General features: G+C 41.9%; 18 protein-coding genes, 1 tRNA gene and 1 pseudogene. 11 read left to right on the plus strand and 9 right to left on the minus strand.

Annotated features, from left to right (window positions below; translation table 11 throughout):
* Position 1 precedes the first annotated feature (1 nt).
* On the plus strand, positions 2-2,773 hold the full coding sequence (locus ACU52_RS06505; protein WP_053398197.1) for a calcium-translocating P-type ATPase, PMCA-type: 2,772 nt from the start codon (positions 2-4) through the stop codon (positions 2,771-2,773).
* A 63-nt stretch (positions 2,774-2,836) separates the two neighbouring features.
* Here the strand turns inward: ACU52_RS06505 and ACU52_RS06510 are convergent, their stop codons facing one another.
* Positions 2,837-3,223 (minus strand): hypothetical protein, encoded by a 387-nt coding sequence (locus ACU52_RS06510; protein ID WP_053398198.1) that lies wholly within the window; start codon positions 3,221-3,223, stop codon positions 2,837-2,839.
* Between the two features lie 94 nt (positions 3,224-3,317).
* Between ACU52_RS06510 and ACU52_RS06515 the strand changes: the two genes are divergently transcribed.
* Positions 3,318-3,599 (plus strand): hypothetical protein, encoded by a 282-nt coding sequence (locus ACU52_RS06515; protein ID WP_053398199.1) that lies wholly within the window; start codon positions 3,318-3,320, stop codon positions 3,597-3,599.
* 179 nt (positions 3,600-3,778) lie between these two features.
* Positions 3,779-4,462: a hypothetical protein gene (locus ACU52_RS06520; protein WP_053398200.1), complete on the plus strand. Its 684-nt coding sequence runs from the start codon at positions 3,779-3,781 to the stop codon at positions 4,460-4,462.
* 879 nt (positions 4,463-5,341) lie between these two features.
* On the opposite strand, the gene ACU52_RS06525 is transcribed toward ACU52_RS06520, so the two are convergent.
* From ACU52_RS06525 to ACU52_RS06565, 7 genes and pseudogenes are all read right to left on the minus strand, one after another.
* Positions 5,342-7,258 (minus strand): GmrSD restriction endonuclease domain-containing protein, encoded by a 1,917-nt coding sequence (locus ACU52_RS06525; RefSeq protein ID WP_053398201.1) that lies wholly within the window; start codon positions 7,256-7,258, stop codon positions 5,342-5,344.
* 9 nt (positions 7,259-7,267) lie between these two features.
* Complete coding sequence (locus ACU52_RS06530) at positions 7,268-8,056, minus strand: hypothetical protein (RefSeq protein WP_147630798.1); 789 nt, start codon at positions 8,054-8,056, stop codon at positions 7,268-7,270.
* Positions 8,057-8,364: 308 nt separating this feature from the next.
* Positions 8,365-9,669, minus strand: coding sequence for a MobV family relaxase (mobV, locus tag ACU52_RS06540; RefSeq protein WP_053398203.1), 1,305 nt, complete (start codon positions 9,667-9,669; stop codon positions 8,365-8,367).
* A gap of 210 nt (positions 9,670-9,879) precedes the next feature.
* Positions 9,880-10,845: pseudogene (locus ACU52_RS06545) on the minus strand (toprim domain-containing protein).
* Between the two features lie 269 nt (positions 10,846-11,114).
* A complete protein-coding gene (locus tag ACU52_RS06555; RefSeq protein ID WP_053398205.1) occupies positions 11,115-12,356 on the minus strand; it encodes a primase-helicase family protein in 1,242 nt (413 codons plus the stop codon).
* 276 nt (positions 12,357-12,632) lie between these two features.
* A complete protein-coding gene (locus tag ACU52_RS06560) occupies positions 12,633-13,016 on the minus strand; it encodes a virulence RhuM family protein (RefSeq protein WP_053398206.1) in 384 nt (127 codons plus the stop codon).
* Between the two features lie 4 nt (positions 13,017-13,020).
* Positions 13,021-14,244 carry a site-specific integrase gene (locus tag ACU52_RS06565; protein ID WP_053398207.1) on the minus strand — a complete coding sequence of 408 codons (1,224 nt, stop codon included), beginning with the start codon at positions 14,242-14,244 and terminating at the stop codon, positions 13,021-13,023.
* A 339-nt stretch (positions 14,245-14,583) separates the two neighbouring features.
* Between ACU52_RS06565 and ACU52_RS06570 the strand changes: the two genes are divergently transcribed.
* From ACU52_RS06570 to ACU52_RS06590, 5 genes are all read left to right on the plus strand, one after another.
* Positions 14,584-15,150, plus strand: a complete 567-nt coding sequence (locus ACU52_RS06570) for a hypothetical protein (protein ID WP_053398208.1) — start codon at positions 14,584-14,586, stop codon at positions 15,148-15,150.
* A 132-nt stretch (positions 15,151-15,282) separates the two neighbouring features.
* Positions 15,283-15,771, plus strand: coding sequence for an Imm26 family immunity protein (locus ACU52_RS06575; protein WP_053398209.1), 489 nt, complete (start codon positions 15,283-15,285; stop codon positions 15,769-15,771).
* A 313-nt stretch (positions 15,772-16,084) separates the two neighbouring features.
* The gene (locus ACU52_RS06580) at positions 16,085-16,375 is read left to right on the plus strand and encodes a hypothetical protein (protein ID WP_053398210.1); all 291 of its coding nucleotides are present in this window, start codon (positions 16,085-16,087) and stop codon (positions 16,373-16,375) included.
* A 15-nt stretch (positions 16,376-16,390) separates the two neighbouring features.
* Entirely contained in the window at positions 16,391-16,894 is a 504-nt protein-coding gene (locus tag ACU52_RS15060) for a hypothetical protein (protein WP_147630799.1), read from the plus strand.
* Positions 16,895-17,112: 218 nt separating this feature from the next.
* Complete coding sequence (locus tag ACU52_RS06590; protein WP_053398212.1) at positions 17,113-17,373, plus strand: DUF2019 domain-containing protein; 261 nt, start codon at positions 17,113-17,115, stop codon at positions 17,371-17,373.
* Positions 17,374-17,591: 218 nt separating this feature from the next.
* On the opposite strand, the gene ACU52_RS06595 is transcribed toward ACU52_RS06590, so the two are convergent.
* Positions 17,592-17,665: transfer RNA gene (locus ACU52_RS06595), tRNA-Ile, on the minus strand.
* A 287-nt stretch (positions 17,666-17,952) separates the two neighbouring features.
* On the opposite strand from ACU52_RS06595, the gene ACU52_RS06600 reads away from it, so the two are divergent.
* Genes ACU52_RS06600 through ribF form a run of 3 tightly spaced genes read left to right on the plus strand, consistent with a single transcriptional unit; the run spans position 17,953 to position 22,122 of the window.
* Complete coding sequence (locus tag ACU52_RS06600; RefSeq protein ID WP_021853733.1) at positions 17,953-20,565, plus strand: calcium-translocating P-type ATPase, PMCA-type; 2,613 nt, start codon at positions 17,953-17,955, stop codon at positions 20,563-20,565.
* On the plus strand, positions 20,553-21,161 hold the full coding sequence (locus tag ACU52_RS06605) for an HAD family hydrolase (RefSeq protein WP_053398213.1): 609 nt from the start codon (positions 20,553-20,555) through the stop codon (positions 21,159-21,161). The genes ACU52_RS06600 and ACU52_RS06605 overlap by 13 nt, the downstream gene beginning before the upstream one ends.
* Before the next feature lie 22 nt (positions 21,162-21,183).
* Complete coding sequence (ribF, locus tag ACU52_RS06610) at positions 21,184-22,122, plus strand: riboflavin biosynthesis protein RibF (protein WP_053398214.1); 939 nt, start codon at positions 21,184-21,186, stop codon at positions 22,120-22,122.
* The last annotated feature ends 49 nt before the right edge of the window (positions 22,123-22,171 follow it).

Consider the following 22,171-nt stretch of genomic DNA (forward strand, 5'->3'; position numbering starts at 1 on the left):
TATGCAACAGAAACAACATTACACAGGCCTGACTGACAAGGAGGTGCTTGAAAGCCGGGCCAAGCATGGCGTGAACATACTCACACCGCCGGAAAAAGAGCCGTTATGGAAACAATTTCTTGAGAAGTTCAAAGACCCATTAATCATTATATTGATGATTGCCGGTATCTTGTCTATCGGAATTTCATTTTATGAATATTTCGGTTTACATGAAGGTGGAGCTGTCTTTTTTGAGCCTATCGGTATATTTGTAGCGATTCTTTTGGCTACAGGATTAGCATTCTATTTTGAATTGAAAGCTGATAAAGAGTTTACTATCTTGAATCAGGTTAACGATGATGAGCCTGTGGAGGTTATCCGCAACGGCAATGCTACGAAAGTACCCAAGAGGGATATTGTTGTAGGTGATATTGTAATATTGTCGACAGGAGCTGAAATACCTGCTGATGGTGTGCTTCTCGAGAGTGTAAGTCTTAATGTTGACGAGTCTACTCTTACGGGTGAACCTTTGTGTCATAAGAGTGTCTGCGAAGGCGATTTTGACAATGATGCCACATATCCTACCAACAGTGTGAAAAAAGGCACGAAAGTAATGGAGGGACACGGCATATTTTGTGTGACTGAGGTAGGTGATAATACTGAAAACGGTAAAATATTACTCTCTGTTCTTGGCAAGAAAGTCGATAGCAATGATACTAATTTGGATGAAAGGAAAATTGAGGCTGCACAGAAATTGGCTGAAAAGAATGAGATTTCAAGCAGTGTGAAGACACCTCTCAACGAACAGCTTGACGGTCTGAGTGACCTTATCACGAAACTCAGTTATGGTTTTGCAGCTTTTGTCATAATAGGTCGCCTTATAGCCTATTTCTTTATAGGAGATAATTCTCTAGAATGGGCGCATATTACGGCTTATGTATTACAGACGCTGATGATTGCCGTGACGCTTATTGTTGTGGCCGTGCCAGAAGGTTTGCCAATGGCTGTAACCTTAAGTCTTGCTTACAGTATGCGGCGCATGCTTAAGACAAACAATCTTGTGCGCAAGATGCATGCTTGCGAGACTATGGGTGCAACAACCGTTATCTGTACAGACAAGACGGGTACGCTTACACAAAACCAGATGAGCGTTAATGACATAAAGTTCTATGGTCTCAACAGCCAGATGCTAGGAGCTGACAAAAAAAGCGGAATAATAAAAGAGGGTATTGTTTTGAACTCCACTGCGACACTAGACCTGAAAAATCCCTCACGTCCGTCAGTCCTCGGAAATCCTACAGAAGGTGCATTGTTACTTTGGCTTCACAATATGGGTATAAATTATATGAAGCTGAAGGACGCGGCAGAAGTTGTTGAGGAACTGCCTTTTTCGACAGAGCGTAAATATATGGCTACCGTCGTCAAGTCAGCCTTTATACAAGGCAAGAATATTCTCTACGTAAAAGGTGCTCCAGAGATTGTACGTTCTCTTTGTAAGCACGTTGACGGAGATGTAAGTGACGACACTATAACCCGACAATTGACAGAATATCAAAATAAGGCAATGCGCACGCTTGGCTTTGCGTACCAGGTGCTTGAGAATGGCGATAAGACAATAGAAAACGGTAAGGTAGTGGCAGAAAACATGACCTTCCTCGGTATTGTCGCGATAGCAGATCCTGTGCGTAAGGATGTTCCGGCCGCAGTCAAAGAATGTATAAACGCTGGAATAGATATAAAAATAGTAACAGGAGATACTCCTGGAACCGCAAAAGAGATTGGACGGCAAATTGGACTTTGGACAGTAAAAGATGGAGATGAAGCGATAATTACTGGTCCAGAATTTGCAGCTTTATCAGATAGTGAGCTTGACAAGAAAGTTCTTGGCTTGAAGATTATTGCCCGAGCACGGCCTATGGATAAAAAACGTCTTGTTGAATCGTTGCAGCGCAACAGCCAAGTCGTTGCAGTAACGGGTGATGGAACTAACGATGCTCCTGCTCTGAAAGCTGCACATGTAGGATTGTCAATGGGTGACGGAACTTCTGTGGCTAAGGAAGCATCTGACATAACCATTATCGATAACTCGTTCAGCAGTATTGGCCGTGCAGTAATGTGGGGACGTTCACTTTATCAGAATATCCAACGTTTCTTATTGTTCCAGCTTACGGTAAATGTGGCGGCATGTTTTATTGTGCTTGTTGGAGCATTCATGGGTACAGAATCTCCACTTACAGTAACACAAATGCTTTGGGTCAATCTAATCATGGATACATTTGGAGCAATGGCTCTTGCCTCGCTTCCGCCGTCTCGTTCTGTAATGTGTGATAAACCTCGTAATCGTAAGGCTTTCATCCTTACAAAGCCAATGATGAAGGATATTCTTGGTGTGGGCGGTTTCTTTTTCTTGTTGCTCGTAATATTCCTTTATATCTTCCAGCATACGGAAATAACACAAATGACAGATCTTCTGCATTGTCAACTCGGCGAGGCTAATGGCCTGTCGCCGTATGAACAAACCTTACTGTTCTCTATATTCGTATGGACACATCTTTGGTATATGTTTAATACACGCTCGTTTGAAACAGGTAAGAGTTTCTTCCAACTGAAGATGAGCAAGGAATTTTTCACAATTGTCGCAATTATTTTTATGGGACAAATTATTATTGTGGAAGTTCTGTTTGATTTCTTTAATTGTACTCCAATGAAATTTTTGGATTGGATAATAATTGTAGTGTTATCTTCTTTTGTACTTTGGATAAGGGAACTATGGCACTTTATTGTTAGAAGATAATTATAAAAATCAGACTGAAGTTTTTGTTATTAATAGAAACTTTAGTCTGATTTTTTACCTGTTTTATAAGTTCCAGTATGTTGAATCTTCTTTGACTGTTTCAAAAACGCCATTAAGACTGCCTTTTAGCATTATAATTGCATCATGAATCTGTCTAGATGTAGTTTTTAAATTTTGTTTAAATAGATAAGCGGCACAGACCCCTTTTAAATAGCCGATTTTTTCTAATTCTTTATCAGTATATTCTGGTTTATATTTTTCTAATTCATTTTCTACATTGTTTAATCTTTCTGTTACAGTTAACCAATCTTCTTCATTATATGTATTACTATTGTTTTTTAGGTCAATACTTATTTCTTCTAATTCTCCAATTGGAGTCTCTTTGTCTTTACATGAATAAAAGCAAAAAAATATCAATACGATTAATAGAAATTTAGTTAAGTTATTCATAACATTAATAGTAATTTAAAACAGTAATAAATATTGCAAATATATAAAAAATATGATTACTATTGTATCGTTAATCAAAAAATAATAAATTATTGTGATAGAATATTTTAACGAGATACACTATATGGCGTTTAATCAGGCACACATGTATCTGTCTGTAGACGACTGCAGGCTTATGGCACAGGCCATGATTAACGTGCCAGAAGACGGACTTAGTCTGGATGTCTTTGCTAATTTCCTGCTTGCTACCTGCAATCTGCTCAACGATAATTATAACGACCTGATGAAGGTGGTCTATGAACGTAAGGTTGAGAGCAAGATGATATATACAGAGCTGAATGCTGATGATGACGGTCAGGATATGTGCGTCAACTGAACATCGGTTGAATGTATTAACTTTGTAAGGCGATATATGTGCTATTTGCGGGTTTGCGTGTGATGATGATAAATGCGGTTGATATAAATTGATTAACTTCGATTCTGCAGAATGTGCCTTTATGGGTGAAGATGCAGAAGGTGATAAAGGTGAAAACAAATTTTATAACAAAATAGACTATGAAATTTAAGAAAATTGATAAGGATGAGCTGGTGGGCAATGTCGTTGTTGGAGGCGTTTTGGCTGGATTGGTATTAAGCATTCCATTTGTAATGTTGGCAGATGGTGTAAAGAAGATTTATAACCGCATACCTGCCGTTGCAAGAAAGCGCGAGAGACTTAATGCCGAGATTCGTAAACTGGAGCAGATTCTCGGGCTTGAAGGCCGTGATGAAACCTGCGTGCAGTATGATCCTTATTTCTACAGAAATTTTTCACGCGACAGACTTCATTATTATTATGCGCTGAAGAATAAAGTGGAGAGGGGATATAAGAGTCCGGACATTGTCTTGGCAATGAAAATAAAGAAACCTGAAATAAATTTCCTGGATATGCTGGAATCACCTATTTGTCGTGCCAATTCAGGCCCGAGTAAATATATTGTTTATCTGATGGCAGACAAAGGCATTTATAACATCCCTGACGAAGCTGTGCAAAAGGTGCTGAAAGAAGATTTGGGAATGGAGTTGGTCGATAATGACTTTAAGTCTTTAGGTTTGGCTACATTGTCTGAATGCGGACGCCCCGGAGATTATTTCATTATGTCTTCTCCCGGTGAATACCTCTATGAAGATGTTTCATACAAGAATGAGACGATAAAGAAACTTATTGAAGACTTTAGACAGAGAATTCAGAAGTTGTAATGTTCTGCTTTGTTTATGGAATTGTGCCTTAATCTTAAGTCCAATACACAATTTTATTTTTTAGCATGAAGATGTGATTTTGCAATGTAGACATATAATGTCTTGAAATAATATCGTTTTAGCAAAAGGCATCAAATGGCTTATTAAAACGTGCCCTTTTGCATGCTGAAAGGTCATGTTTTGCGGTGTAAAAGGTATGATTTTATATGTCAGCGTTTTGTTTTATACAGATTTAAATATAATGGCATTTATAACGTATGCTGCATATTCTTGTTGCAATGTTTATGTTCTTGTGTTGATGATACGGGCGAATATATTTTTAAAAGAAACTCGTCACTCGTCACATTGCAGCTTAACCTATTGTCGCTCAGCGTGTTATAGCGTGATGAGTTGCCGGCCCAACTCATCACATAACATGGAGACAGCCGATAGTGTGACGAGTTGGAAAGTCAACTCGTCGCATCGTAATGCATTGAATGTCAAGTCGTTACATGCCGACGTGACGAGTGATGAGTTTCTTTAAAAACTTTTTAATGGTTTGTAAGATTGTGTCCTTTCCTGATCTCGGTTGACCTTAAACAGTCCTTTCCGTGATTAAAGTTGGCTTCGGTTAAATTTATAACTGTTATGGGTTGACGATATGTTTTAAATATAAACGCTGTTGAATTCTTGTTTGTCATTATTTATATGTAATTTTGGAATACTTTTCTTAGTGCCTTATACAAAGGACTTTGGGAGAATTACCCAATTTTGAGGTAATGACTTGGCAACTGTGCTATTTACTGCATTTTTCCACATTTTGCTTCAATGCAATAACTCGTGGTGCAAATATATGATATTGGGGTGGAAACTGCAAATATCCACCCCAATAATTATCAGTTAAGGAAATAGTATATCCTCTTTTGATATATTCCAATTATCGAAACTAATTTTCCACCGTTCCTCCATAAATTTCAGCATCAACAAACCACGCTTCTTTATTTCATCCGGAGTCCATTCTTTGTGTTTAGAAACTTCAATTTCACTATACGAGCCATTATAGTATCCTATTTCTTTTCCGTCTTTGTTTAGCAGACATTTCTTTTTGTCAAAATCGTAATTCTGCAACTTTGAATTTTTAGAACGGCTTAATAGTAATAGATTCCCCAAGGAATTCAAATACTGACGTTTTTCTGAAGGTTTAAGATGCCCAAAACGATTTTTCCAATAAATATCATTAGGTGATTGTGGGTATATGTGTTCAATTGTATCCTCTTTCTTTCTCTTGTTAAAGTCCTCCCAAGAGACTTTCATATTAGCATTGTCTTGTAGGTACAATTCATATTCATAGAGAAAATACCTAAGTCCGCTCCATGAATAAAAGCCTTCTCTATCATTTTTTGAGAATAGTTCTTTTATATGATTTTTGAATCTTTCCAAATCAAACCATCCATAATAGTTTTCATCGTCTTCCCCATCCGTCAAAGAGTCAATATCTGCCGTAATTGTTTCTATATCAAACTGTCCCATATAATACTCTCTTGTCTTTCTGTAAAGATTGCTATTTTGCGTATTTGAAGAACGGTGTGATACAGCAAAAACCAAGAAATTGAATCTTTCACAAGCATCTAAAAAATTCCAAATTAAATCCTCATTGGTTTCTTTGGTAAATACAGCCATTATCATTGGAGGGAAAGCTCCCCATCCAACTCGTTCCAGCTTCTGAATGTGCTCTTTTATTCTATCTGAATGATTAGAATATTGAATGTTAAATATGTAGAACCATTGCTTTACACATTTAGATAGGCTGTCTATATAATTTTTTATCTCTTTAATTGAGATATTTCCACTTATTACATTTTTTGCGGTGAATTTTTTCTTGAGCAAGAATTCGGCATACACATCAGACTGACTTCTATCGTATGTGAAATACATTATCCAATGATTAAACAAAAAGTCATCATCATCTAATGGATTATCCTTGTTTTTGCCTAAATATTCATATATGGTTTTCCATGTTTCATTAATATCTGTCCTTAATCGTCCTTTTGTTTCATCATCTTCATCTAATAAAGTGGATAAATATATTAGACGATTTTTTAGGAGTTCCAAATGGGACAAATCTTTGCCCCTGTTGTTCATTGTCTCAAATGTCACATATACATCTAATGAATCATCTATTTCATAATAATTGAATTTCAACCTGTTTGTAGCCTTATCAAAGATTGTCTCTCTATCCTCTTTGCTCAATGGCTTAAGCTTGTTTTTGAAATACTCTTTTGCAAACATAAGATTTGCTGTGTACAAGGTTTCGGGATACTTGTCTGCTGCAGAGGATTCCTGTTCTAAAATCTTTGTTTTGAAATACTCATCGCTTGGATTATCCTTTTCATATCCAAATACAAAAGATTTATATAGTTGGTTGTAGGAACGATACAAAAAACGGTCAATCCATTCACTCTTTTGCCCGTAATTAATACCTTCATTATCACTAAACGTACATAAAATCTCATGTAATAAGATAATTAAAGTCGTCAATCTCTGCTGTCCATCTATTACATAATATGCGGACAGACCCTTTTTGAGAAGCCATAAATCATCTTTCCATTTTTCGATATTAGATACCTCATTTGCATTTACAGGTTCTACCGTCAATAATCCAATATAATGTATCTTATTGGGGCTAAGGTTTTGAATATCCTCCCAAAAGTCCTCTAACTGGCGTTCTTCCCAAGAATACCCACGTTGAAAATCGGGAATACGAAATATTTTATTGTTGAATATTTCTGATAATGATTGTAATTTAGAATCACTCATCTTTGTTGCTTATTGTGCGTATAAAAAATCAAGCGTAAGTGCTTGAGTTAATCTGTCAATGTACGCTTGTTCTTCTTTTGTTAGTTTATCTTTTGCAGCTTTAAATTCAGGCGCAATCATATCAACCCTTTTATTTGATTCTTTTTTTGAAATTTCTTTTTTATAATTTAGTTTAAGAGGCTCTATCGCTTTATAGCTCAATTCTACAGCTTTCTTCATATTATCAGATAGAGTATCTCCCTTGGGCTCAGTATTAATATCAATGATAAAGAATTTGAATACAGGGTAACTATGCATCAAATCATCAGAATGCAAAGAGCTATAATGAGCTTCTCCATTCGCTTTTCTTCTAATAAATCCATCAAAATAAACGGTAGAGTAGTTGCTTAGATTCTTTATTGTTGTATATATTTTATCCGAATTTAAGCTATCTTTAGGTAATATGTAATCAACATCAAAAGTAACTTCTCTATATTTTTCTGGAGCATATTCTAATTCAAATGATAAAGCAATGGAATTTCCTGTTTCTCGGCTATTTATATCTTGAATGCGTGCTTTCCAATTAACAAATAACTTTACAGAATCCATATATTCGCCAATTGCATACTTAACACTATCATTAAATTCTTTCTCTAATATCTTATTCCCTAAACGATAGGACTTTTCCTTATTATTTGCAAGCATATTGTCGAAATTTTCCTGCTGTAAATTAGAGAATTTTTGATTTGCCCGATTCGCAGTTTCCACACAACTACACAATACAAGCAGAACAATAAGACTTAAACTTGTTTTTTTCATCTTGATTATATATTATTAGTTTAACAATCATATAATTATGCACGAAGCGTGAACCGTATGCCACACTCTTACTTGAAGGTCGTAGGAAACCTTGGATACAGATGCAACAATAGCAGCCCACGCTATAGCGTGAGAACCACTATGCTATCCTTGTATCCAATTTGAAAATTTCCTACGTTTTCAAGTACAAGATAAGCATAACGCTTCTTCTTTTTCTCGTATGTCTTTGGAAAGGGTTGCCCCAATCCACTGCAAAAGTACAAAAAATCCGTGATGTAACATTCTACTATCACGGATTTTATTATGATCTACAAGTTAATACCCCGATTTTGTCTTCTCGTTTGTGGTCTCAGCTTCTCCATAAACTCCTCTTTCTTTCGTCTGAACCAACTGACATGTGAAACTCCGTCTATGTGAAGATTATATTTCCCCTCCTTGTCCTCTTTTAGTGAACATACCGCTTTTTCAGCCTTAAAATGCTGGTTAAACTCGCAAGAATAGAGTTCCCCTTTGATTGAAACATCCTTGAATGTGCATAATTTCCGAATGACTGCATCACCAAAGTTCAGCGTATCACGTAGGAACTTGATGGTCGGCATCAGCTTCTCTACATACGGAAAGTAGCATTTGACAAAATCCACGAACTCGGACAGTTTGCGGTGTCGTTGTTCGTAAGCATCCGTTATCTCCTGTATGTGCTTCGCCTGTTGCTGTTCCCTTTGCCGTGCTTCTTCTTCAAGTTCAAGGATGCGGTCTTGCAAATCCTCATTCCTGCGTTCCAATGTCTTGACCTTGTTACTGCCGAAAAGAGAACCGACACTTTCAGCAATGTTGGTCGCAGCTGCGGTGGCTGCGCCTTTCAGTTTCTCGGTCTGTACTTCTTTCTTAGCTCGTCTGAGTTCCTGCTCTGCTTCGGTTTTCTGCTCCTGCAATTCCACCACTTCCGATTTCAAGCCGTCGGCAAGTTTCTGTATGTCCCGATAATACTGCTGCGTGGACTTGTGGCGAGCCTGTGAGCCGTCTATACCACGTTGCAGACCGTATTTTGCCATTGCTATGGCATAACTGTCTTGGTAGGATTTCAGTTTCAGCCGTGTCATGATGTCATCGGCACACAGCCTTACGGTGTCGGCTGGCTTCTTGCGGTAGCGTTTCTTTACCTGTTCCTCTTTTTTCTTGCGCTTGCGTTCTCCCTTGACAATCGGAACGAGTGTAATGTGAATGTGTGAAGTTTCCTCATCCCTGTGCAGATGTGCAGCCACGATATTTTCCTTACCGAACAGGTCGGCAAAGTATTTTATATTGTCGGCACACCATTCGTCAAGTCTGCCCTCTCTTTCGATACGCTCCATATCCTCGTGCGTTCCCGACACGTTGATACGGATAGCCCGAACTTGGTTGTTCCCGATTTTGCGTGTCAGTCCTGCTTCCTTCAATCTTTTCTGAATGGCAGCCGTGCGGTCTTTTATTCCATCGGGGTATGTGATGAGTTTTCGGTTAAGGTGCGTGCGTGTGGGGTCTGCGTTCTTCGGTATGATGAAACGCTCGATGTGGGCAGTCGTTCCGCTGTCGGAACCGTGCGCCTTTTCCATGTGTAATACTACGAATCCCATATATAATTCTTTTCTTATTCTGCTTGTGAAACATCGTTTGATTATTGCTTATGTACGGCTGTTGCCGTTGGTCTTGGAGAGTCCAGAGAGGTGCAACCTCTTTGGCTTATTGGGGAATTTTCAGCGTTGCTTGCAATGCGGCTCGGAAAATTCCCTAATAAGCTATGGTATTTTCCATCGGTAAATATCCGTGCCGCTGCAAGCATCCCCTTACATTTTCAGCCCTTTCTTTTTCGGTGGCTGTATCATCCGCCTTGCGGATTGGACTTGCTTCTTCTCTTTTATCGGCTCAGCCGATTGGGACATGGGCTTGCCGCACAGGTAATCGTTCAGGTCTTTATGCCCGTTGTAGTTGTCGGAGAAGTCCCGGATACGACCGCTGAACTCTCTTGCCAATTCCAAGTAGGCATTTCTTCCTGCCTCGTCATTGTCAAGCAGGCAGTGGATGCGATTGTACCTATGCAGCACATCTATGGCTTTGGGAACATTGGCAACCGAATTGAGGATAACGTAATCCTGCCCGTCAAGGTCAGGCATGGTCGGACAGTTCCTCATCCGCAACGTGAGGAATGACAAATAGTCCATCATGCCCTCGAACACGAGACACTTCTCTCTCGGCTCTCCCTGCTGGCGTATATGGCTGATGTCTTTCGGCGCGATGCACCCCTTGAAGAAACGGTTGCGTACTTCAAATCCTCCTGCCACATTCGGGAAGCCGATGGCGAAATAGGGCTTGCCGTTATGGATGAAATGCAGTTCCTTACATTCCAGCCTTGCCAAGTCGGAGTTTATGCCCCTTTCCTGCAAATAACGGAGTAATGCAGGATGGGCAAGTTCTCCCACCTCCAAATGTTGGAAACTCGGTTCGGATGCTTGCTGGCGAAAAGAGAAAGATACGGGACGGATGTGCGGTACCCGCTCCGCTATCTTGTTGAGCAGATAAGGCACATAGTCGGTTGCGTATAGTTCCTCTGCCAATGCGATAATGTTGCCGCCTTTGCCAAGTCCGAAATCGTACCACCTGTTAAGCTCGGTGTTTACCTAGAACGAGGCATCCTTTTCCTCTCTCAACGGTGATTTGTACCAAAGGCTGTTGCCTTGTTGTTTGACGGGCGTGTAACCCAGACTTTGCAGATAGTCTGCAATGCGTATGTTCTTTACTTCCTGTATGTTCATGATTTTCCTATGGTTTGATGATGATTGTAAAACCGATGAATTGATGAATGTGTATGCCAAACTATTGGATAGCAATCTTATACGTTCTCATCATTGTTTCATCAAAGCACTTACCAAAAGAGAAAATCATCATTTGCCTTATAGTGCATGGTCTGCCTGACCCTTTTTCTCTTTTCATCAGTAAGTTGTTTTTGATGAGTGTTTGATGAGAGTACAAACCTTTATCTATCAGTGTAGTTATATACTTATTCATCATTTCATCAAAATAATCAGAGTGCAGCCAATTGTTCTCTTGTTACGGTATAGAACCGTCCGATTCTTCGTATGGGAGAATAGCGACACTCTCGGGTATAGTCCACTTGATAGGTGGTGTAAGTAAGTGTATTCGGTGCAGGGGTAAGTTTCCAACACTCCTGCAATACCTTACGGACTTGGTGTTTCTCCACCTTTACCTGTGAGTGTACCAGCAAAAGAAGAAGGTCGTTGTAACAGAACGAGAAAGTGTCCGTGCCGACACTGTCCATGATGTCAAGGATAAGTTCTTGCATCTCTATCTCCAACCGGTTGCGATTACTGCGGATAATCTTCCGCAAGGCTTCGGTTTGCAACAACGAGGGTGCAAACCACATACGGCTTTCTTTTTCGGTGGATAGCTGTCTGTGTTGCAGAAAATGGAGAAAGGCGGGTATCTCCGCTTTCAACTTTTGTAGGAAGTCAGTGTCATCGGACTGCAAGCGGTCTATCTTGCGCACCCAATAGCGTGTTTCTCCTGCATCTATGATTACAGGCAGGTACTCGTTGTTGGAGCATAGCACGAACTTGGCAAAGAACGCAATCTCGTCACGGTCTTTGCCTTTGGCTTCCACCTTATAGGATAGGGTTGTACTGAGGTTCTTCAACCTCTCGCTGTCCTCCCTGCGGTTGAGCAGCACCTCATCCACCACGATAAGGAGCTTTCCTGCCCAATCGGAATTGAACTGGCTGCGGAAATCTTCGTTGGTATTGAACGTGACATTGTTCTGAAAGAGGGCTTTCAGAAAGTTCAGGAATGTACTCTTGCCTGTGTTGCGTTCTTCAGATACCAGCAGCAGGATGGGCAGTTTCTGTACGGGTTGCAGGTAGAGCAGTTGCAGATAGTCCATCCCCAACTCGTATTGCTCCCCGAAGATGTGCCGTACCAATGATTGGATGTGAGAGAAATCCCCTTCCTTTGGTTGGTGGTCTATCGGTTCATAGAGGTTAAGAAACTTGCCGACTACGGGGCGGTAGCCGATGTGTTCGGGTATGGTGCAGAAACCGTCATACTTGGGAACGCTGCCGATGTAGTCCTTGCCATAGTCTTGGCGCAGGGTCTCGTTGTTCCAAGGGATGCGTTTCTTTACATACCCTCCGTTCAGTCTTGGCTGCTCCACAATCTTGTAGAGCGTTGTTCCCACTCGGATGAACTCTTCTTTTGCCACACTGCCATCTGATGGCGGTTTGTGGCTGTTTTGTTGTTTTTTAGCTGACATAATCAAATGGTTTTAAGATCGGAAAATACCAGCTACAAAAGTATAAGTGTTTAATGGATAAGTTGTTACGCAAAATATAGCAGAATATAGAAAAAAGCCCCTCGGAACAAAAACTTTCAATGGCTGGGCAATGGAATCGGATTGAAAAGACGAAAAAACTCCCGAAAAGCGAATGGTTGGATAACGCTTTTCGGGAGAAAAAATCAGAGTATCTGTCGTATTGTTGTACTGACTTGCGGATTTAATGACTGCATTACGTCAGTCCCTCATCCCAATCTACGAGAGGTATTTGGTCTTTCCTGCATCGGCACTGCCCAGCGAAAAGAAGATGGCTTGTTTCTCTTTTCGCAAGTATAACCTTTTCAGAACGGCATTGCGCATTTGCATCGCTCCGAATGTACCGATGTGGAAAGCGAGGGCGATTATCGCTTCAAGGTTGTAAAACTCCATACCGCACTTGTCGGATAGGCGTATGGTACGCTTTATCTCGTACTCCCTTAACACGTCACTCTTGCAAAGAGCCCTTATCCCTGCCCGAATGGTCGGGGCGGTGACACCGAACAAATCCAACAACTCGGCTTCGTTCATCCAAACATTGGTTATGTCATTCGGTAAAATTACATTGCCAAACTCGTCTATTCTTATAATGTTTCTTTCCATAGTCCTATGCCATTGTTGTATTTCCAAAAGACTGGTTCAGTTTGTCACCGAACATCGTAAGGTCGTGGTCTATCTTCTGCGTTGTTATCTTCGCATAGAGTTGGGTTGTAACGATGTTCGTATGCCCCAACACACGGCTGACACTTTCAATCGGCATACCTTTACTTAGTGCGAGGGTGGCGAACCCATGCCTTGCACAATGGAATGAGATGTCCTTTGTGATTCCGCACTCTTTTATCATCTTTTTCAATGGCTTGCATATAGACCAATAGTTCAGATTCGGGAAAATAGACTTGTCCGTTTGAAATTCCTCGTAACGCCTAATAATCTGCAAAGGGATGTCAAGCAGTTTCACTTGGAACGGAACTTTGGTCTTGTGCCGTTTGGATAATATCCACTTCTCACCGTTCACCTCCACTATATCATCAGTAGTCAGTTCCTTAACGTCCACGAATGAAAGTGCGGTGAAGCTGGCGAAAACAAAGATGTCACGGATGTAGGAAAGTTTGGCATCCGCAAATTCGTGTGTCATCAATGTTTTCAGTTCTTCTTCCGTCAGATACTCACGTTCCTTGATGTTCGGACTGATATGGAATTGCGCAAACGGATTTCTCGGTATAAGTCCGTTGAAGTGCGCACGCATGACCACACCTTTCAGCCACATGCAGTTAGTCCAGATGCTGCCGTTCTGCAATCCTCTGTCGGTGGAAAGGAAAACGGCAAACTCCTTGATGAAGTCGGGTGTCAGTTCAAGCATAGACAGGTCGCTTCGCTTGTAGTTCGCCTTGATGAATGCCGCCACATGGTTTCTTGCACGAACCCTTGCCATGTAAGTTCCTTTTACACGGTCAGTACCCACACGCTTTTGAAATGTGGCATTGTCCTTGTCAAACGCTCCGAGCAATGTCTCATACTCGCAGCCGATTCCTTGATAGGCATTGCGCACCATTTCCGCCGTAACATACGCTTCACGGTCTGAAATGCGCTGGTAATGCTTGATGATTTGTGCCTTGATGTTATCTAAGGCGTGGTTGATGTCCCTTGCTTCAATGCTCTTGCCTTTGGCTCGGTTGCCTTTCGCATCCCAAAGCGTTTTCGGGATGGTCTGCTTGCAACTGAACTGCGCCACAGAACCGTTGATTGTCACTCGTCCCATGATGGGGACAATACCGTTTCTCTCCTTGCTGCCGTTCACGTAGAACAGCACTTTGAATGTACTTCTTGCCATACTCGTTTTTTGTTTGCAAAGTTAAATATCAACGAGTTAAACCTTGATACGCAAAACGGTGACAAACGGTGCAATAGCGTCCTACATGTGTTAAATCTTACATCTTCTTGGGTAATGATTTGCAAACCGTTCTCCTGCTATATTCTGCTTTTCTTTGCATTTTCCGCTTTTTCGATTTGTTCTCATCTGACACCGTAACGACTTTGATGTTAAGTCATTTAGCGTCATTTCTCCCATTTCCCGAGGTTATTCCAGCATTTATTTGTAATTTTGTTGCTAGCAAAAACACGAATATGCTTGATAAATGGAGACTGTTTAACATAAAAAGGAAATAGATCTATGGACAAGAAAAATGAAAAAGTAATTGCGAAATATCTGTCAGGAAAGGATGCTGAATATATGTATGAAACATGTGAAGAAACACCGGGCACATGTCCAGTATGCAACAACAGGTTAGAAGACGTGATAAATATGTCTTATAAAATAAGAAAGAAAAAAGGGGATTTATTTTATACCTATGATCTTTTTTGTATAGTGACAGAAACCTTCAAAAGATTTTGCGAAGAAAACAATTATCCTGATTTGACTTTCATACAAATAACGACATCACCGGGATTTTATTATTTTATGCCTGAGGGAATATTTAAAGTGGATGACGTACGCAGCAAAGTTAAATTTATGAACAAGAGAGAGTGCTGCGATTCTTATGATGAGATTATTTGTTCAAGACCTTTTTATAAAAGCCCCGACTTCATTCTACAAACAGATGATTTCATCCTTCGCACTAATCATAGATTCGGTTCATTTCAAATGAAAACACAATTAGTAATCATTGGACTCAAAACCATGAGAAAAATGCAAGACTATGGAATTAAAGGTATATATTTCCACAATGTATACGAGTAAATGCCAAAATTCCGGGCGAAAAGATTAGATTTATATGAACATACCAGAAATGGTTTACAACTTTTTTGCCCGTTAAGTTTACATTATTATTTATTCTCAAAAATCTTATCGAACACCAGCAAATAAAGAATTATGGCAAAACGAATAGTAACAAAAATCGGATATGTCTTTTGTGTGGAGATAGACAACAAGTATAAATGTTTTTTTCAATATGTGGCAAATGACATGACACAACTGAACAGCTCGGTGATACGAGTATTCAAAAAACATTATCCTATGGATTACGAGCCGGATATTGAGGAAATCGTGAAAGACGATATATATTTTTGTGCCCATACAATACTTAAATTAGGTATTCTGGATAATGTATGGTACAAAGTCGGTAAAAGCAAAAATCTCGGCGAGCCGGATAAGATAATGTTCAGGCTGTTCAGTGAAGGAGATTTTAGCAAAATGACGAAATCATATAACTGGTATGTATGGCAGATTAATAAAGAACATATACGTATCGGTGAACTGACTGGTAAATACAGACACTACAATCTCGGATGGGTGTTTCCATACCATAGTATTATATGCAAAATTAAAACAGACAAATTTGCAATACGGGAATTAGATTAACAACAAAGACAGGATTATGGCAAAACGAATAGTAACAAAAAACAGATTATAAGTGTGTACATAAATAATATTTATTCATTAAAACACAAATATACTTGATAAATGGAGACCTGAAATTGTATAGAATATAATTAAATTTATGTTGACATGATTAAAATCACAAAAAAAGCACTTTATACTCTTGTTGCATTATTTTTATTAAACAGTTGCTATATGGATTACGTATATAAGCATACGAGTTATAAATTACACGGATAAAAATTACGTGACATACGACTCGTATTATGATTCTTTAGGGGCTTATTGTGACAGTTTGAATTCTAAATTTTACAAAGGATATGACGAAAACAAGAGCAATATCATCGGACTGAATGGTCATTATATAAATAGAAAAGATAACGGACGATTTTCATATCCTGCAAAAAGTATTGAAGGCGTTTTCAGTTACAGCCCGGACGGAAAGATACGCTTTTATTTTATCACAGATTCCGTATTCTTTAACAATCCTTGGGACACAATCGTTAAATATCAGATGTATGACAAGAAACTGACATATACAGCAAAGGAACTTAAATTGTCAGATGGAATTATTGAAGTCAGATAAAAACATGAATAAAATATGGATAGGATAGCAAAGCTCATTTTAGGTTTATTATTCGGACCGTTATTAGTATTGATTCTTGTTTTGTTTGTCTTTTTACCAATAAGCCATGACCCAAATTATGATTCTGCCGTAACGTATTTCAGTGGCAATGACATAACAATAATAAACTTCACTGACAGTGACATAATATGTTTTTATACATCCTCTGACACAATGGGTGTGCATGGTGACAGCACAAATATAAGAATCATAAAATCATTTGACAAAGAAAAAGAAAAAATAAAGCAACAAAAAGACTTCTATCTCCATGCACATTCTCACCGGACGTACCGTCAAGGCAATATAACAGAACGTTTCTTCAGTCAGAGCTATGACGGCAAAATGCGTTTTTACATAATATCAACTTCCGTATTCTATAATAATCCTTGGGACACAATCGTTAAATACCAAATGTATGACAGAAAAATGACATACACCGCTAAAGAACTTGATTCTGTTATATATGTAAAAATAAAATAATGAAAGTTCATCTGGCATAAAAAACACATGGTCTTGTCGAAACACAAAAATATAAAATAAATGAAAATATAAATGCAATAAACTCATATAAATATGAGAAATATAAGAACTATAGAAGGAGCATTGAATCTTTTTGAGAAAAATGCTATCATACAAGGAGAAGCTATTATTTCTGGCAATTACAAAATTTGTAATAAAACTCATGACATTATAACGAAATGTATAAACTTTCTCAAGAAAAAAATAAAATGGATTTGCTGTTGCCCTATTTAGAACACAAAAATGTCTCTGTCAGATATATAGCCGCATCTGCTTTACTTCCATTATACACAAAAGAAAGTAAAAAGACTCTGAAATGGATAAGGAAAAAGGATAAAAGCATAATCGGACTGAATGCAGAAATAACATTAGATGAGTGGAGAAAAGAAAAATGGATGAAAATCATAAAGAAGTTATGGCCAGAACCCTGTGTACTATGAAAATATAAGATAGAGAACTTTGACAATGTTTATAATGATTTTAGCTGAAAAATAAATTATGGGAAAAATAAAAAACATAGAGGAAACGTTAGTAATATTTGAGGATTGTGCAATTAAACGTGGATTTGCGATTGATGAAGGTTGCTATAAAAAGGCATAGTATAAATTCTGATATATACAACAAAAAACAGGAAAGCATTTTGCTTTCCTGTTTTCGGTGGGCCATCCAGGGCTTGAACCTGGGACCTCCAGATTATGAGTCTGTTGCTCTAACCAACTGAGCTAAAAGCCCTCTTAAACCTTGCGGTGTTAAGTTTTCGTGTGCAAAGGTATAGCTATTTATTTAAATAACCAAATATTTTTTGCAAAATATGCTTTAAATGACGAAGAAAAGTTGTTTTGCGGTAAAATATTCGTTAAAAAACCATGATTGTGGGCGTCTCGTTGATACAATTCAGCGAATTATGTTAACTTTGCAGAATGTAAAATTAACGGACTCATAATGAGGCTTACGGGTCTTGACGGGTCTGTGATGTTCAAGTCGGATTATAATATCAATTCATTATTTATACGTCTTAAATGAGTAACGAATTTAACCCATTATTCACCAATCAGCCCGGGCTGACGGATAATGAAGTGGAAAAGAGCCGTTCGGCGCATGGCGAGAATGTGCTTACACCCCCGGAGAGGACACCCTTGTGGAAACTTTATCTTGAAAAATACAAGGATCCGATAATCAAAATCTTACTTTTTGCAGCTGTTATCTCGCTCGGTCTTGCCGTAATCGAGAACAACTACATTGAGTCTATCGGCATTATCCTTGCCATAATCCTTGCCACCACCATCGGCTTTTACTTCGAGATGGACGCAGCCAAGAAGTTTAATGTGCTTACGGCTCTAGGCGAGGAGTCGCCCGTAAAGGTGCGCCGTAACGGCAAGGTGGTGCAGGTGGCACGCAAGGACATTGTCGTGGGCGACATTGTTATAATAGAAGTCGGCGACGAGATACCTGCCGACGGAACGCTTATCGAGTCGACCGACCTGCAGATTGATGAGTCGTCGCTCACCGGTGAACCTATAATAACAAAGCATGCCGACCCCGACAAGAACGACAAGGAGGCCACTTATCCCTCGTCGAAGGTGCTGCGCAGCACTATGGTGATGAACGGCCGCGGCGTGTATCAGGTTACTGAGGTTGGCGATGCTACTGAAATAGGCAAGGTGGCACGCTCAAGTACGGAGATGACTTCGGTTAAGACTCCGCTGAACATGCAGCTCGACAAGCTTGCCAAGATGATAAGCAAGTTTGGTGTGGGCATATCAGTGGCAGCATTTGTGATATTCCTCGGCCGCGACATACTGACCGATCCGCACAACCTGTGGCATTCGGACAACTATCTCGGCATGGTGAAGGTGGTGCTCGAATACTTCATGATGGCCGTTACGCTCATCGTGATGTCTGTGCCCGAGGGTATGCCTATGGCCGTTACGCTCAGCTTGGCTCTCAACATGCGCCGCATGCTCAAGAACAACAACCTTGTGCGCAAGCTGCATGCCTGCGAGACAATGGGTGCTGTTACGGTGATATGCACCGACAAGACGGGTACGCTGACGCAAAACAAGATGCAGGTGGCCGACATGGCAATGTATGCCGACGACGCAGCTCTGTTTAACGAAGCCATAGCATACAACACAACCGCACATCTCGACGAAGAAGGAGGCAAGGGCATTGGTAACCCGACGGAGGTTGCCCTGCTGCTGTGGCTCGAGAAGAACAAGACTGACTATAAGGCGCTGCGCCAGGCAGACAACATAGAGCATCAGCTGCCGTTCTCTACCGAACGCAAGTATATGGCAACCATAGTTAAACGCGGCTCTGAGCGAGTGCTCTTCGTGAAGGGTGCGCCCGAGATTGTTGCCAAGTTCTGCGACATAGACGACGCGCGCCGCAACGAGATACGCGAGCGCCTTACGGGATATCAGAACCAGGCCATGCGTACACTGGCGTTTGCATATAAGGTGCTCGGCAACGGCGACGACATCGACACTGCCAAGCTGACGCCCGACGCCCACCTTACGTTCCAGGCCGTGGCTGCCATAAGCGACCCGATACGTCCCGACGTGCCCGCAGCCGTGAAGGAATGTATCGACGCAGGTATAACCGTTAAGATAGTAACCGGCGACACATCTGCCACTGCTATCGAGATAGCCCGCCAGATAGGCATCTGGGATGCCGATACGCCTGCCGAGGCTCAGATAACAGGTCCCGACTTTGCCGCTTTGAGCGACGATGAGGCTTTCAACCGCGTTATGAAGCTGAAAGTGATGAGCCGTGCAAGGCCGACCGACAAGCAGCGCCTTGTGAACCTGTTGCAGAAGCACGACGCCGTGGTGGCCGTTACAGGCGACGGAACCAACGATGCTCCTGCGCTCAATCACGCCCATGTGGGTCTGTCGCTCGGTTCGGGAACGTCGGTTGCCAAGGAGGCCAGCGACATGACGCTGATAGACGACTCGTTCCGCAGCATTGTCAACGCCGTTATGTGGGGCCGCTCGCTCTACCGCAACATACAGCGCTTCCTGTTCTTCCAGCTCGTAGTAAACGTTACGGCTCTGCTGCTCGTGCTTTGCGGCTCAGTGATAGGAACAGAAATGCCGCTCACCGTTACACAGATATTGTGGGTGAACATCATAATGGACACCTTTGCCGCACTGGCTCTGGCATCTCTGCCGCCGTCGGAGGAGGTGATGAAGGAGAAACCGCGCAAGCGCACCGACTTTATCATCACACGCGGCATGGCCAAGGGCATCGTGTTCTGCGGCCTGGCATTCTTTGCCGTGCTGTTCGCATTGCTCTTGCACAGTCTGTCGAGCGGTGCCGACCTTCATATACATGAACTCTCGATATTCTTCACCACGTTCGTCATGCTGCAGTTCTGGAATCTGTTCAACGCCAAGTCGTTCGGCTCTAACCATTCGGCATTCCACGACTTCAAGCACGACAACGGTCTGCTGCTCGTCCTGCTGTTCATCCTTGCGGGCCAGTGGCTCATCGTAACCTTCGGCGGCAAGATGTTCCGTACGGAACCGCTGTCGGCCATGGAATGGATAACCATAATCGGCGCAACATCCATAGTAATGTGGGTAGGTGAGATATGGCGCGGAATAAAGAGGCTGAGATGCAAGAAATAAAGAACATAATATTCGACTTCGGCGGCGTGCTTGTCAATCTTGACAAGCATCGCTGCATCGAGGCTTTCGACAAGATTGGAGCACACGAGATAGTAAGGTACGTTGACGAGTGCCGTCAGGAAGACCTGTTTCACGACCTTGAGGTGGGCAACACCGGCGTTGAGGAGTTCTGCAACGAGGTGAGATGCATCTGCACCGGCTGTAATGCTGACGATGCAGACATCTGCGAGGCATGGAACGCACTGCTGACAGACATACCCCGCCAGCGGCTCGAAAAACTGGCAAGCCTCAGGGGGCGCTACCGCATGGTGCTGCTGAGCAACACCAACCCCATACACTGGCAGAAGGCCCTGGACGGCATGTTCAGGAATGACGGCATGGATGTTGACGACTATTTTGAGAAAACATATCTGTCGTACCGCATGCACATGCTGAAGCCCGACCCGCAGATATTCGGCAAGGTGCTCATGGACTCGGGCATGGCGGCCTACGAGACGTTGTTTATCGATGACTCGCCCGTAAACTGTGCTGCTGCCAGCCAGCTGGGCATGATGAGCCTTAACCTTACGGGCGACGAATGGCTCGACCGTGTGTGAAATAATAACCGTAAAGTAGCTTATGAGAACTATATTTACAGATACCGACAGCGCTGAGATGGCGCCCTGCGTGGCCACCATCGGATTCTTCGACGGCGTTCACCGCGGACACCGGTATCTCATAAAGTCTGTAACCGACTGCGCGGCGGCCAGCCCTGAACTGCAGTCGACGGTGATAACCTTCGACCGCCATCCGCGCCAGGTGCTCAACATGGACTTTCAGCCCAAGCTGCTGTCTACGCTCGACGAGAAGCTGGCACTGCTGTCAAAGACCGGTGCCGACAACTGCGTAGTGCTCCACTTCGACCGCGACATGGCTGCCATGACGGCCTACGACTTTATGCGCGACGTGCTGCGCGACCGCCTGAACGTAAGAAAACTCATCATGGGCTACGACAACCGCTTCGGCCACAGCCGCACAGAAGGCTTTGACGACTATGTGGGCTATGGCCGCGAGATAGGCATCGAGGTGGTGCGCGGCAATGCTTTCGTGCTCAACGGCGTCAACGTAAGCTCCTCGGTTATACGCACATTCCTTTCCGGAGGCGAGGCCGACATGGCTGCCATGTGCCTTGGCTATCCTTACTTCTTTTCAGGTAAGGTGAAGGGCGGCTACCGTGAGGGACGCAAACTGGGCTTTCCCACGGCCAACATTGAGGTGGACGATGCGCAGAAACTGATACCCGAGCATGGCGTTTATGCCGTGAAAGTAAGGGTGGAGGGATGTGGCGGTCTGCTCAACGGCATGATGAACATCGGCACAAGGCCAACCTTTGACGGTCATGAAACCACGCTCGAGGTTAACATCTTCGACTTTGAGGAAGATATCTACGGCCGGCAGGTAGACGTGCTGTTCTATCACCGCCTGCGCGACGAGCAGAAGTTCTGCTCAATCAAAAAGCTCGTAGACCAGCTGTGGCTCGACCGCGAAGCTGCCGAAAAGATACTCGAAAGGGCGTGATTGCTAAGTGCGATGCGTCCATTCGCACATATTTTTCCTGTTAAAACAT

It is taken from the genome of Xylanibacter rarus (assembly GCF_001275135.1).
In the GTDB taxonomy this organism is placed as follows: domain Bacteria; phylum Bacteroidota; class Bacteroidia; order Bacteroidales; family Bacteroidaceae; genus Prevotella; species Prevotella rara.

Excerpts from the sequence above, each read along its gene's own strand:
- ACU52_RS06590 (WP_053398212.1), top strand. The coding sequence starts at position 17,113 with ATGTATAAACTTTCTCAAGAAAAAAATAAAATGGATTTGCTGTTGCCC.
- ribF (WP_053398214.1), top strand. The coding sequence starts at position 21,184 with ATGAGAACTATATTTACAGATACCGACAGCGCTGAGATGGCGCCCTGC.
- ACU52_RS06525 (WP_053398201.1), bottom strand. The coding sequence starts at position 7,258 with ATGAGTGATTCTAAATTACAATCATTATCAGAAATATTCAACAATAAA.
- ACU52_RS06605 (WP_053398213.1), top strand. The coding sequence starts at position 20,553 with ATGCAAGAAATAAAGAACATAATATTCGACTTCGGCGGCGTGCTTGTC.
- ACU52_RS06510 (WP_053398198.1), bottom strand. The coding sequence starts at position 3,223 with ATGAATAACTTAACTAAATTTCTATTAATCGTATTGATATTTTTTTGC.
- ACU52_RS06555 (WP_053398205.1), bottom strand. The coding sequence starts at position 12,356 with ATGTCAGCTAAAAAACAACAAAACAGCCACAAACCGCCATCAGATGGC.
- ACU52_RS06560 (WP_053398206.1), bottom strand. The coding sequence starts at position 13,016 with ATGGAAAGAAACATTATAAGAATAGACGAGTTTGGCAATGTAATTTTA.
- mobV (WP_053398203.1), bottom strand. The coding sequence starts at position 9,669 with ATGGGATTCGTAGTATTACACATGGAAAAGGCGCACGGTTCCGACAGC.
- ACU52_RS06520 (WP_053398200.1), top strand. The coding sequence starts at position 3,779 with ATGAAATTTAAGAAAATTGATAAGGATGAGCTGGTGGGCAATGTCGTT.
- ACU52_RS06505 (WP_053398197.1), top strand. The coding sequence starts at position 2 with ATGCAACAGAAACAACATTACACAGGCCTGACTGACAAGGAGGTGCTT.
- ACU52_RS06530 (WP_147630798.1), bottom strand. The coding sequence starts at position 8,056 with ATGAAAAAAACAAGTTTAAGTCTTATTGTTCTGCTTGTATTGTGTAGT.
- ACU52_RS06570 (WP_053398208.1), top strand. The coding sequence starts at position 14,584 with ATGGACAAGAAAAATGAAAAAGTAATTGCGAAATATCTGTCAGGAAAG.
- ACU52_RS06565 (WP_053398207.1), bottom strand. The coding sequence starts at position 14,244 with ATGGCAAGAAGTACATTCAAAGTGCTGTTCTACGTGAACGGCAGCAAG.
- ACU52_RS06600 (WP_021853733.1), top strand. The coding sequence starts at position 17,953 with ATGAGTAACGAATTTAACCCATTATTCACCAATCAGCCCGGGCTGACG.
- ACU52_RS06575 (WP_053398209.1), top strand. The coding sequence starts at position 15,283 with ATGGCAAAACGAATAGTAACAAAAATCGGATATGTCTTTTGTGTGGAG.
- ACU52_RS15060 (WP_147630799.1), top strand. The coding sequence starts at position 16,391 with ATGGATAGGATAGCAAAGCTCATTTTAGGTTTATTATTCGGACCGTTA.